The 13,484-nt window shown below is 41.8% G+C and carries 11 protein-coding genes; 4 read left to right on the forward strand and 7 right to left on the reverse strand.

Annotation, left to right across the window (positions count from 1 at the left end; genetic code table 11):
- Positions 1-230: 230 nt before the first annotated feature.
- Together IEE84_RS11240 and IEE84_RS11245 are read left to right on the forward strand one after the other, a co-directional pair.
- Positions 231-692 (forward strand): universal stress protein, encoded by a 462-nt coding sequence (locus IEE84_RS11240; RefSeq protein ID WP_191114227.1) that lies wholly within the window; start codon positions 231-233, stop codon positions 690-692.
- 99 nt (positions 693-791) lie between these two features.
- Positions 792-1,253: a universal stress protein gene (locus tag IEE84_RS11245; RefSeq protein WP_057761630.1), complete on the forward strand. Its 462-nt coding sequence runs from the start codon at positions 792-794 to the stop codon at positions 1,251-1,253.
- A gap of 110 nt (positions 1,254-1,363) precedes the next feature.
- Here the strand turns inward: IEE84_RS11245 and IEE84_RS11250 are convergent, their stop codons facing one another.
- Positions 1,364-2,299 (reverse strand): LysR substrate-binding domain-containing protein, encoded by a 936-nt coding sequence (locus tag IEE84_RS11250; protein WP_191114228.1) that lies wholly within the window; start codon positions 2,297-2,299, stop codon positions 1,364-1,366.
- A gap of 230 nt (positions 2,300-2,529) precedes the next feature.
- Between IEE84_RS11250 and IEE84_RS11255 the strand changes: the two genes are divergently transcribed.
- Positions 2,530-3,654, forward strand: coding sequence for a YeiH family protein (locus IEE84_RS11255; RefSeq protein ID WP_191114229.1), 1,125 nt, complete (start codon positions 2,530-2,532; stop codon positions 3,652-3,654).
- A gap of 299 nt (positions 3,655-3,953) precedes the next feature.
- On the opposite strand, the gene IEE84_RS11260 is transcribed toward IEE84_RS11255, so the two are convergent.
- Both IEE84_RS11260 and IEE84_RS11265 read right to left on the reverse strand, forming a co-directional pair.
- Positions 3,954-4,163 carry a cold-shock protein gene (locus IEE84_RS11260; protein WP_045453470.1) on the reverse strand — a complete coding sequence of 70 codons (210 nt, stop codon included), beginning with the start codon at positions 4,161-4,163 and terminating at the stop codon, positions 3,954-3,956.
- Positions 4,164-4,406: 243 nt separating this feature from the next.
- Positions 4,407-4,829 (reverse strand): YbaN family protein, encoded by a 423-nt coding sequence (locus tag IEE84_RS11265; protein ID WP_102094045.1) that lies wholly within the window; start codon positions 4,827-4,829, stop codon positions 4,407-4,409.
- A 713-nt stretch (positions 4,830-5,542) separates the two neighbouring features.
- Here IEE84_RS11265 and IEE84_RS11270 point away from each other — a divergent pair.
- Positions 5,543-6,439 carry an ABC transporter substrate-binding protein gene (locus IEE84_RS11270; RefSeq protein WP_191114230.1) on the forward strand — a complete coding sequence of 299 codons (897 nt, stop codon included), beginning with the start codon at positions 5,543-5,545 and terminating at the stop codon, positions 6,437-6,439.
- A gap of 109 nt (positions 6,440-6,548) precedes the next feature.
- Here the strand turns inward: IEE84_RS11270 and IEE84_RS11275 are convergent, their stop codons facing one another.
- From IEE84_RS11275 to IEE84_RS11290, 4 genes are all read right to left on the reverse strand, one after another.
- Positions 6,549-7,844: a VWA domain-containing protein gene (locus tag IEE84_RS11275; RefSeq protein WP_191114231.1), complete on the reverse strand. Its 1,296-nt coding sequence runs from the start codon at positions 7,842-7,844 to the stop codon at positions 6,549-6,551.
- A 171-nt stretch (positions 7,845-8,015) separates the two neighbouring features.
- Complete coding sequence (locus IEE84_RS11280) at positions 8,016-8,876, reverse strand: hypothetical protein (protein ID WP_191114232.1); 861 nt, start codon at positions 8,874-8,876, stop codon at positions 8,016-8,018.
- Positions 8,877-8,886: 10 nt separating this feature from the next.
- Positions 8,887-10,299, reverse strand: coding sequence for an AAA family ATPase (locus IEE84_RS11285; RefSeq protein ID WP_191114233.1), 1,413 nt, complete (start codon positions 10,297-10,299; stop codon positions 8,887-8,889).
- Positions 10,300-10,509: 210 nt separating this feature from the next.
- Positions 10,510-13,479: a valine--tRNA ligase gene (locus IEE84_RS11290; RefSeq protein WP_191114234.1), complete on the reverse strand. Its 2,970-nt coding sequence runs from the start codon at positions 13,477-13,479 to the stop codon at positions 10,510-10,512.
- Positions 13,480-13,484: the final 5 nt, after the last annotated feature.

Raw genomic sequence — 13,484 nt, forward strand, 5'->3', positions numbered from 1 at the left:
GCTAAAAAAGAGTTGGCTTAGCGCTATTAGTGGGGCTGCAACATGGATAAGTCAAGGCAGCAGTCATGCAATAATCCACCACATAATCTACACGGCTATCAACTTTAGCTATCAGAGCCTTATAGTTACAAATCTATAAATACCCACAATTTTATTATGGATTTATTACTTAACAAAGGTGATTTGCACTGCTACTATAAAGTTAACTATTAACAGGAGTGGAGTATCTTATGAGCTACCAACACGTTCTACTGGTCACTGACTTACTATCCGATGCGGACAAAGTGGCGCTAAAAGCCAAGCGTATCCTCGCAGGCTCTCCTGAAGCCAGACTGTCTGTCTTGCATATAGTTAAAGATGACATGGTGCGCTTCGGTTATGAGCTCGTGCCTGCCTCTAGCCTCTCGGGTGATGTCGATAGTGAAAAGTGGCAAGAAGCACGGGCTAAGCTGGCGCGATTTTTGGCACGCAACGAGCTAGAAGCAATCAACTCTGAGGTCACCGCTGCCATCTCTAATAGCAAAGGTATTATTAACTATTGCCGTGAAAAAGACGTCGACTTACTTATCATTGGACGCCATGAGCGCCATGGTATCGCTGCTTGGTTAGTAGGAGCCACTGCCGATAGTATCTTGCCAAATGTCCCTTGCGACAGCTTAGTGGTGAAGCTTGATCAGCCTGTCTTGGAATAATTGGCATCGCTCTCATCCGCTGCTAAAGACGACAAGCTTTACTTAACAGCGCCCTAGAGTAGTGCTATAGTAAATACTATCTGACATGAGGAAGACGCTATGAGTTACGAACATATTTTACTGGTCACCGACTTACTCTCTGATGCAGATATAGTCGCCCAAAAGGCCAAGCGCATCGTTGAAAACCGTCCAGGCTCTAAGCTATCTGTTTTGCATATTGTCAAAGACACCATGGTTGGCTTTGGCTATGAGCTGGTGCCTGCCTCTAGTTTATACGATGAGATTGATGATGAACGCTGCCAAGAAGCACGCGCAAAGCTGGCGCAATTCCTTGAACGCAATCAGCTAAATGCAGCAACGTCGGAAGTCACGACCGCCATTTCTAGCAGTGAAGGTATCGTCAGCTACTGCCATAAACACGATGTCGATCTATTGGTCATCGGTCGTCATAAGCGTACCGGTATCGCTGCATGGATCAGTGGCGCGACAGCAGATAATATCCTGCCCAATGTACCTTGCGATAGCTTTGTGGTGCGACTGGACAAACCTGTTTCAGCATAACAATATGCTTTGATTGTCTTATATTATCTAGAGCATATCCTAAACAAAAAAGCGCAGCGTCACTTTCAACGCTGCGCTTTTTTATGGCTGATAGTTTTTAGAGTCATCGCTTAATCTTGTTGAATAATATCTATAAAGGTTTGCCAAATGGGGCTTTGGTGACGGGCTTTATGCCAGACCAGCCACCATGTCCTTGATAAATCAATTCCCGCCACGTTCACTTGTACCAGCTCACCTGTTGCCAATTCCGTCTCAATCACATGCTGCGATAGACAACCAAGACCAATATCTGCACTTACCATGTGCTTAATGGCCTCAGATTGATGTATCGCCTTTACCACTTCTGCATTAGGTAGATACTTAAGCAATTGCTCGTCGATAATCTGCCGTGTGCCTGACCCTGCCTCACGTACCAGTAACGGTAATTGCGCTAGCTGATTAATGGTCAGCTGATAGCAGTCCTCATCTTGGCTATAGGTAGCCACATTCTTTAGCCATTTGCTATCACGCTTGGCAAATATCATCAGCGTATCGGTACGCCATTCACGCTGCTCAATAGCTTTCATATCTACCGGACGCGGCATTCCTTCTACCAGCGCGATATCGATATTTAGTTGCTCAACCTCGCTTACCACTTCTTGCGTATTGGCAATATACATATCAACGTTGGCATCGGGTAGCGCTTCATATAGCTTGCCAAGTAAAGGTGGCAGCACGTAATTACCGATAGTGGTACTAGCACCGATGTGAATCTGTCCGGCTTGATATTGATGATAATGCTCTAACGTGAGCGACTGACCCAAAATCGCCTGTGCCTGTATATAAATAGGATGGGCATTAGGGTGTTGATTGAGCCTGCGACCGACGCGCTCAAACAGCGGCATCTGTAGTCTAGACTCTAACTCTGTCAGTGCGCTACTGACCGCTGATTGTGATAAATGCAGCTCCTCACTGGCGCGACTGGTGCTACCTGTCTGATAAATACTGACAAAAACAGCAAGCTGCTTAAGCGTAATCTTTGGCACTGTCTGCACTGATTTTTTCATAATGTTGATAATGCCTATGTTGCTTTATGTCAGTTTTTAGCTTGTCTTGTTCAATATGCATATCTTTTTTTGCTTCTCATGCACGGTACATCGACTTCTATCATTAACACTAACCTAAAAAATCGATAGCTTATATCTTATTAATCTGTTTTTATTATAAATGTAGCGGGCATATACTGTCTATTCATAAGCTTATGCTTATCTTAATATAAGTAAGAGGATGCCGCGTCATGCACACACTCGTCCAATCGGTCAGCAACTCCGTTCATAACTACACCCCCAATCACCGTCACTTGACGGGATTGGTAATTGTTCTGATTGGTAGTTTGTTTTGCTTATGGTTGGACAGCAGTTTGGATATCTGGTCAAACGGGCGTATCGTTGGATTGTCCTCTCTAACGCTAGCGATTTTGCTAGGCATGATATTAGGCAATACCATCTATCCTAAATTCGCTGAACGTTTAAACGGTGGCGTTTGCTTTGCAAAGGGTCAGATATTGCGACTTGCGATTATGTTCTATGGATTTAAGCTAACCATGACGCAAGTTGCGAGCGTCGGTATGCCAGCGATTATGACTGATGCGCTCGTACTGACATCAACCTTTTTACTGACCTATTGGTTAGGTACTAGATGGTTAAAAGTCGATAAAGAAACGGTTATCTTGATTGGCTCAGGGGCAAGTATTTGCGGTGCTGCTGCCGTTATCGCCGCAGAGCCTGTGGTCAACGCGCAAGCTCACAAGGTCACTATTGCAGTGGCAACCGTGGTGGTTTTTGGCACTATCGCGATGCTACTGTATCCTTTTTTATATCATCTTGGTTGGTTACAACCTTGGCTAAGCGCCCAGCAATACGGCATGTACACTGGCTCAACCGTACATGAGGTCGCACAAGTCGTGGTCGCGGGCAATGCAATCAATACTGAGATTGGCGATACCGCTGTCGTGACCAAGATGATACGCGTTATGATGCTCGCGCCTTTCTTACTCGTGTTGTCTTTTGCGCTAACCAAAGAGCGCACCGTAAATAATACCGCTATAGAAGATAAAAGCAGAAAAAACGAAACAGCCTCATTTATGACTCGTGTTAAACAAGTTAAAGTGCCATGGTTTGCGTTTATCTTTATCGGCATTGTGTTGATACATACATGGGTGCCGATGTCTGAGAGTATCGTACGCAGTATGGTGATGCTAGATGATGTACTACTTACGATGGCTATGTTTGCATTAGGTCTGACCACTCATCTAAATGCGATCAAGCAAGCTGGCGTTAGACCGCTTATTTTGGGTGCTATTATGTTTGGCTGGTTAATACTAGGCGGTGGTTTGATTAATATTGGCATTAGCTTTATATAATAATTCGACTGTTCATTTTTAGCTTATTACTTCATTGCACAATATAAAAGGCCTCCAACTATCATGGTCGGAGGCCTTTTTGCATTGGTCGCGGTCTAATATGATTAGCCAAAACCTTTAATATTTGATTAGTACTAATTTTAATACCAGTGTCTTAGATACCAATCTCTTAAGTACTAATGCTCTAAACACTAATACTGTAAATACCAAGTCTCTAAATACTAAATAGCAGACGAAAAAAAACGAACCCGAAGGTTCGCTTTTCTACATCTATTCATCTATCTGTCTATAAAGACAAATTAGATAGCAACGATGTTATGTGCTTGTGGGCCTTTTTGGCCTTGAGTTACAGTGAACTCAACTTCTTGGCCTTCAGCCAAAGTTTTGAAACCTGAACCAGTGATTTCGCTGTAATGAGCAAAAACGTCTGCGCCAGTTTCTGGAGCGATAAAACCAAAGCCTTTAGCTTCGTTGAACCACTTAACTGTACCTTTTTGAACGTCTGACATAGTATAATCCTACTTTTAAATTTATTAATGGTCTAGTGACCGGTAACGCTTGCAAATAGCTACTGAACGATAAATATTAAAACGAAGGATTATAACTAATACTACGAGGTAATGATTTGGTGCAGAACTGCTCTTAAGCTTGGGCGTATTATAAGGGGTACATCCTAGTATCGCAAGTCTTATCTCATGTTTCGTGTAACCAGAGCCGTTTATTGGCTGATTTTGGCACAAATTGCAACGGATTTAGGCATTTGGTAAACGAAACAAATATATCGCTACCCCACTACAGACAGCGGCTACCGCCCATGCCATCCACATCATATCGGCAGGTAAACGATAAAATAACATAATTGTTGATGCTGCCATCATAACCGTCGCTAAACACTTGGCATAAAGCGGAACGGCATGGTTTTCTTCCCAATCACGGACGAATTTGCCAAAGTATTTATGATTAATCAGCCAAAAATGAAAGCGTCGAGAACTACGTGCCCAGCAACCTGCTGCTAGCAAGATAAAAGGCGCGGTGGGCATCACTGGCAACAATATACCGATAATACCCAAGATAAAAAACAGCCAACCAAGCGTCACAAAGGTCCAACGCAGCATTGGGCTGTTGGATTGATCGGTCTTAGGTCGGTAATAGAACGCTTTTTTATTATCGGTCATATAAATTGTCGGTCGTGTAAGTTGTCAGTTATGCCAAATGTCGATTGTCTAGAGTAGCGCCTATTATGTAAGCAGCGGCATAGAAGGCTAATCATGCAATATCGCCCGTCTGCGCACAAGACTATTTATATAAGGTTTTTGCTATTGATAGGTATGTTTGGTTAGTAATTGGGTAAGTACCAATAATAAATGCTGCACTCTTTTATTAATACGTCGATTGAAAGCGCTTATAAAAAGCCGTCACAAATGAAAACTGTTATAAAGAGCGATTATCGAACATCAGTCATCACCTACCATCCTCATTCCCGATACGCTTGCATCACGTCTTGTAAGTCGTCTATGATGACGCAGTAGCTATCGATAATAGCCATTCACAGTACGGATTCATTAGCAGTACTGATCAAAAATAATGCAATACCAATCAATCTTGTCGGGGTGCTTTGATTTAACGCTGTAGACACAGCCCACATCATCGCTGAGACATACCCGTGAACCTGAAGCAGTTAGCACTGACGTAGGAAACAAGCGTGACACGCCCTCAGAGGTCTATAAATAAGAGCAGTCTATAGATATGATGTACTGGTAATGATAACCATATCAAACGCCGAGCATCTGACAGTTAGCATCGAGGCTTCACTTTTCTTATTTGGCCTTTCTTGTTTTACTTAATCGTATCAGTCTGATTGTTTTCCATAATCAAAAAGGAAACAACCATGCAGCCGACTACCAAACTTACTCTGACCCTCGAATGGTTTTTAAACCCTGATCATCTGCCCTTTATCGCTGGTGTGACCACGGGGGCGTATGAGCAGGCAGGGCTTAATATCACCATTATCGAACCAGATGACCACTATGATGGCTTTGCCGAATTACAGAACCAAAGCATCGATCTGCATGTCAATGAGCCTATCCATCTGTTTGAGCATTACGCGCCTAATCTACGTGCGCTAGGCTGCTTTTTTGAGACCGATGGCGGCATATTGATGCAACGCGCTAGCATGGACAAGCTAAAAAACAATCAGCCAATCCGCATCTGCACCCCTGCTGCTGAAGAAAAAACCAATCGTATTGGCTTTGAGATATTGGCTCGCTATGCCAAGAAAAATGGCTTTAGTATCAGCCGTGATAATGTGAGCTTTGTACAAAAAGACTTTTATCATATAAAAAACCTGCAAGAAGACCCAAGCCTAGATGGTGCATGGCTATGCTTTTATAACTTTGAGGGTGTTGAAGCGAATCATGAGGGTTTAGAGTTTACGTTTATCGATCAACACCTGTCACCTTATCCGAACTTTTCAGCGTTAGAAATCCTCACGACTGAGGATATCTATAGTGCAAAAAAAGACGCGATAAATACCTTTATTCAAGTGACCAACCAGATGACAGAGCTGTGTAAAAATGAGCCAGCCACCGCCCACCGTATGTATTACGACTATAGTAAAACCGAAGCAGATACGCTGATGGATGCGATTATTGATAATACGCTAGGTAGATTGATCACGCCGATCAAGCCTGATGCAAATAAGTGGGAAAAGCTGCGTGAGATGCTAGCCGAAATCGATATCGTGACCTTGACTGATGAGCAGTATCAATCGCTGTGGGCGCTATAGAGATTTTAGCAGTTAAGATATTTTAAATAACAAAAAACCGCCATGGCATTTACTGTGGCGGTTTTTTATTTAGCTGTAATCGAATAGTGAGGTTAGCGCAGTAATATTTTTATAGTGAATTGACTATACCAAGTTGCTTGGCTTCTTTTAGCCACATTGGGAACTCTTCTAGCATGTTTTCATACAACGCTTCTTCGCTGATATCATCCAAATCATCGAGTTCAAAAAAGTCGCAATTATCAATCACGCGCCCTGTCATGTCGTCTAGTTTTTTTAGGATGCCATAACCACGACCACCTAAGCCCACGAACTGCCAAAATATCGGCAGTTTCGCCGCTTCCGTCATGACTCTTGTGATACCGCGATTGTCATTCACCCCGCCATCACTGATAAATAGCACGTAGATAGGCACATCTAAACCGTCCTTTTGGTAAAACTCCGTCACGGCTTTCATGACCTCTGCTTCGTTATTGATGCGCGGGCCAAGTGCCCATTTGCGCCAACCGCCATGAGCATTGTTAATAAAACCGTCATAGTTGCTCAGCCCAATCTCACCCAAATACTGCGGATCTCGGGCAAACGCCCAGCAGTCTAGCGCTTGGTCGTCATCGAAGCTCACTGCCAATGGTAATATGCGATTGACTACCTCTTGCACGCGGCCTTTTTTGTACTGTCTGTTCATTGAGCCTGAGGCATCTAACACCAATGCTACCTTTGCGGTCAATTGCTGCAATTGGCGTTTTTCAAGCGATATCGTGGCTTTTTTAGCCAGATTGACCAGTTTTGGCGCTTTGTCTAGCATGACCTTTTCTAACGACGGTTTTGCTTGAACTGGCGCTACGGTCTCTTCTACTGTAGAGCTACTCTCTTCTACGTCACCACCGAAATGCTGCACTATGGCGGCAAGTCCACCATTAAAGCCTTGCGCAACGTTAGATACTCGCCAAACGCCACCCTTACGATACAGCTGCATGAGCATACTGGCTTGCTGCTGGGCAAAGTCTGCTGCTTGATACGCTGCCTGTACTTTTTGCGACTGCTGCCAAATGCCAATCTCTAATGACTGAATTTGATTAAGCGGCGTGTCAGCTGATAATACAAAAAACAAGCTGTCTATATTCGCAGCCAGTTTGGATAAGTTAACTTCAAACTCGGCTTGGATGCTGCTAGAGGATGTTGGCTGTGACTCATAATGGGTGAGCTTGATTTGCCCACATGGTGAGGTTGGCTGATTATAAAACACCATGTAATCATCATTGATCAGTTTGCCCGCTGCGTCTAAGGCAAAGCAGCTGATGTCCATCTCGATTGGGCTTTGACGAGTGAATTTGAGCGTGATGGGTGCGGTATCGTCAATAGCAAGGTTGCTTAGAGGCGCGCGTTGTCCGACGGTGAGATGGTTCATGGTGTTCCTTACGTTAAAGTGTTATTCCTTTGAAGATAATAGACTAATTACTGATGTTAAAACCCCTATCACATTGCAAGATGGTGCATCTTTCATCTTATATGAGCTATATTCCGGATAATAAATATTACATACGATTATATTTTGAATATTTTTTTAAAAATCATAATTTTAAAGCTTCATCATCCCCAAATGATATAACTTCGTGTACAACTCGAATGATCTAAATATATCAATAGAAAACGAAAGCCTTAAACTACTCTCTATTTTATCAGAGCTATGATTTTTTCCTTCAAATTCATTTGAATTCTTTAAAAATATAGCTAACAACTTAGTGAAATCATGGCCGCAACATATTTGTTCCAACTGAAAATTACTACCATCCAACTCTATTAGCTTTTTCTTCAATACATCAATACCAATATTACTACTATCTGAACGATGGATTAGTTTATATATCAAAGCATCTGTATCTAAAGTTAATTTATTATTATCATACTCAATACAATCATCATAGCTTATATTTTTAAACTTCAGATCGTAATTATTCACATAATTTAAATATCTTATTTCACCTATTTTCTTACAAACCTCAAAAATAGTTGACTTTAATCTTGCAACATCAATTAAGCTCTCTTCAATTGAATGGTTCTTATATTCATTAAAAACTCTATCAAAAGACTCTGATGATATCATTATAATTTCCATATCATGAAAATCTGTAAGATAAACTTTATTAATCTCTCTTTCAGTTTTCTTATCAAGTATATGATCAAAATCAGCATCAGCTACAGCATGAATAAAATTCTTTTTTTCAATTGGGAAACCACTCATCACCTTTAAAACATTATCTTTACCTGTCACAGATCTAATTTTCACCTCTTCTTCATTGATAAAATTTTTGAATAATTTTACATCTGTCTTCCCTTCAATTATTAAATTATTTTTCTTACCATCAGGGTGATTAAAGCTCATTAAGATAGAATTAATGATATTCCTAGGTTTATTTGATGCTTCTTGAATCGAACTCATTTGTGACACCTTAAATGCTAAGTCTTCTGATTTCTTCTAAATCCATGACTAAATCCCAATAATCACCAATAATTTGTGGTGAGTGCGTAGCAATCACCGCTTTAGCATTATTCATTTCAGTAATCATTTTTAAATCATCAAGAAATTGCTCTTGCCATACAACATGTAAAGAAATCTCAGGTTCATCTATCAAGACAATACTATGCTCTTTCGTATTAAAAATAAGCTCATAAATAAGGACAACCTGATGTTGTTCTCCTGAAGAAAGTTGAGATAGATTCAGTATATTTTCTTTTCCATTATCGATTTTACCTTCGATCTGCCGAACAAAATAAAAACCCTTTTCTGAGTCAATCTTGATTTTCTTAAAAGACAATTTAGTATTTAGAATACTAGAAAATAAATTTATCTTTTTATAAATATCATCAAACTTTTGTAATTTTAATTTGGTATCATTAAGATATAAATTAAGAACAGAAACATAAATATCATCAATATTATTAGCTGTAATTAATTTATCCACACTAGTATTCTTTGGAAGAATATCAAACCTCTTTAAATTTTCACGGTTTCTTTGAATTTTATTAAGTTCTTCGACGATTTCTTCTTTAGTAATATCTTGACTATTATTTTTTTTAGCTAACAGTCTTTGTGGAAAGGACGAGTCCAAATCCTGAGAAACTACTGAGAAATCTAAACTAGATTGGACTAGATGATTTTTTAACTCTTTTGCATAAGTATCAATTGCTTGTACATAAGAATTAAGGTTTTTATGAGGTGACTTATTAATACGTTTCAATAATCTTTGATCTTGAATAAAATAACTTGTGTGGTTTGCAGAGAAGTTACCTAACCATTCAGGTAAAGAACTTCTAATTGGTCTTGTTAAGTCAAGATCTTTAAGTAATTGCTCAAATCCTGAAACTTCTCTAGTTTTAATATTTACCCACTCATTTGGGCCTGCTTTTCGTAAGTTAGGTATCTCAGAAAAAATACTTGTAAGCTGTCTTTTGAACTTACTCTCACTTAAAGTATGCTCATACCCATTAAAATTAAATCGTAAATTAAAGACATTATTAATTTCATTATCTTGATCATTTTCATCAATTATACTGTTTTCGAAGTAGAAAAAATCATCATCTAATAACTGTTGTTGAATAAATACATTTTTTTTCTTAGCTTCTTTTGCAAATATCTCTTTAGATATCTTAAGAGTCCCAGATTCTGTTTCAAAAATAATTTCAGAAAAATCTAGACTAAAATAGTATAGGTAGTCATAAGTAAATAGTGAATGTATTATTTTAAGACATATAGTTTTACCATATCCATTTGGTGCAGTAATAATATTAATTTCATCTTTAAAATCAAGATTATAGTCGAACAATCCAAACAGCTTTTTAATGCTAATACTTTTAATAAACATACTCTATCACCTCTATATTTCGTCGGGAATATCTTACTATTGCATTATATCTGATCAAAAAATCGCACTCTAAAGCAGTGTGATAATAGCACACAAATATTTAGTATTTATTAGAACTAAAAGTTAGTTAGAGAACTAACCAGTAGACAATAAAAAACGCCATCACAAATGTGACAGCGTTCTTTATTACTATAGATATCTACTTTCAAATTACAACGCTTTCAACTGCTCCATCTGCGCCGTCATCGCGGTCAACTGCCCTTCTAGCTCAGCCAATTTCGCCTTCTCAGCATCGACCACTTCCGCAGGTGCTTTACTGACAAAGCCTTCATTACCTAGCTTACGCGCGATACCATCGGCTTGCTTTTGTAACTTTTCATGTGCTTTGTCCAGACGCGCCAGCTCAGCCGTTGGATCGATTAGCCCTTTCATCGGTACGAGTACGCGTAGCTGACCGACCATACTTGATGATGACAGTGGTACTTCATCGCCTTCTTTGACGATCTCTAAGCTCTCAACTTTGGCAAGCGCTTTGAACTGGTTTTTGATACGGGATAGACGCGCTTCTTCGTCGCTAGAGACGTTTTGTAGGAGCACTGGCAGACGTACCGCATTGCCCAGTTTCATCTCACCACGGATGTTACGGACGCTCGCGATTAGCTCCTGTAGCCATGCCATATCCGCTTCGGTCTGCTCACTGATTTGGCTGGCATCGGTCTGTGGATAGTCAGCAACCACGATGCTGTCGGTGTTTTTGCGACCTAGTAGCGGTGCGATGGTCTGCCAGATTTGCTCAGTCAGATACGGCATGATTGGATGGGTGAAACGTAGCGCAGTCTCTAGTACGTGCAGTAGTACATAGCGGATTTGCGCTTTACGCTCATCAGACACTGAGTCATCATTTAGACTGGCTTTGGCAAGCTCAACGTACCAATCACAGTACTCATTCCAGATAAACTCATAGATATCTTGGCTGACCATATCGAGACGATACTGAGCGAAATGCTGATGAATGTCTTTGATGCTAGAGTTTAGACGACTCATGATCCATTTTTCTGGTAACTCCCATACATCAGGGTTTGCCGTTTGGTCGATAGGCTTGGCGTTGCTGTCACCATCGACACAGTTCATGAGGACAAAACGGCTAGCGTTCCAGATTTTATTACAGAAATTACGATAGCCCTCGACACGCTTTAGATCAAAGTTGATATCGCGACCAGTACTGGCTAGTGAGGTAAAGGTAAAGCGCAGTGCATCCGTACCATACGCTGGGATACCCTCTGGGAACTCTTTACGCGTTTGCTTTTCGATTTTGGCCGCGTCTTTTGGGTTCATCATATTGCTAGTGCGTTTTTCGACCAACGCTTCTAGCTCAATACCGTCGATAAGGTCGATCGGATCTAAGACATTACCTTTTGATTTTGACATTTTTTGACCATTGCCATCACGTACTAGACCATGCACATAGACGGTCTTAAACGGTACTTGCGGCGTGCCATCTTCGTTTTTCACGAAGTGCATGGTCATCATGATCATGCGGGCTACCCAAAAGAAGATAATATCAAAACCTGTCACCAATACGCTGGTCGGGTGGAAAGTGTCCATCACGCGTGGATCGGCGTTGACGTCTGCCCAGTCAAGCGTACTGAACGTCCATAGACCAGAGCTGAACCACGTATCGAGCACATCATCATCTTGGCGCAGTTTTACATCGTCGCTTAGATTGTACTTACTACGTACCTCGCTTTCGTCACGGGCGACATAGATTTCACCTGTCGCATCGTCATACCATGCAGGGATACGATGACCCCACCACAGCTGACGGCTGATACACCAGTCTTGTAGATCGGTCATCCACGCCATATACATGTTTTTGTACTGTGCAGGGACGAACTCAATGCTGCCGTCTTCTACTGCGTCAATCGCAGGCTTGGCAAGCTCTTTAACTGCGACATACCACTGATCGGTCAACCACGGCTCAACGATCGTGCCACCACGCTCAGCACGCGGAGCTTTTAGTGCATAGTCTTCGATATCTTCTAGCCAGCCCTGCTCGCCTGCTTGCTCTACAAGGAACTTACGCGCAGCAAAACGCTCAAGTCCTGCGTACTCGCTCGGCGTGGTCTCTAACTCTGGCTCACGTGTTTGCAAATCAGGGTAGACTTCCATCGCTGGCAAGATATTGGCGCGCTCATCAAGGATATTAATCAATGGCAAGCTATGACGACGACCCAATTCATAGTCGTTAAAATCATGCGCTGGAGTAATTTTGACACAACCTGTACCGAAGTCTTTTTCGACATAATCATCAGCGACGATAGGCACGACACGGCCCGTGATTGGCAAGGTAATGGTTTTTCCGACCAAGTGTGCGTAGCGCTCATCGCTAGGATTAACTGCGACAGCGGTATCACCAAGAAGCGTTTCAGGACGCGTGGTGGCTACGACTAGATAGTTTTTACCATCTTGAGTCGTTAGGTCTGTATCGGTGAAATGATAGCGAAAATGCCATAGACTACCTTTTTCGTCGTGGTTTTCTACTTCTAAATCAGATAGCGCGGTTTGGAACTTTGGATCCCAGTTGACTAGACGCTTACCACGATAAATTAAACCATCGTCGAACAGGCGTACGAACACTTCTTTTACTGCGTTAGACAGACCATCATCCATGGTAAAGCGCTCACGCGACCAGTCAACTGAGCTGCCCAAACGGCGAATTTGGCTGGTGATATTGCCGCCCGACTCTTCTTTCCATTCCCATACTTTATCGATAAAGTCTGCACGCGTCATATCACGGCGCTTGATACCTTGCGCTTCCAGACGACGCTCAACAACCATCTGGGTCGCGATACCCGCATGATCCGTACCTGGTTGCCACAGCGTATTATCGCCGTCCATGCGGTGATAACGGGTAAGCGCATCCATAATAGCGTTGTTAAAACCGTGACCCATATGTAGCGAGCCAGTGACGTTTGGCGGTGGCAGCGCGATAGAAAACGACTCGTCTTTGTCAAAAGTCGGCTGAAAATAGCCGCTTTCTTCCCAACCTTGATACATACCTGCTTCGACTTCCGCAGGATTATAGGCGCTCTCTAATTGGCTTAGCGCCGCTTGGATCGACTGGGTCAGGTTGGTTTTCGCATTGCTATCAATGCTGGTATCGGTATTAGGATTGCTCATAATAG

Origin of the sequence: Psychrobacter sp. 28M-43, assembly GCF_014770435.1 — a bacterium.
GTDB lineage: Bacteria > Pseudomonadota > Gammaproteobacteria > Pseudomonadales > Moraxellaceae > Psychrobacter.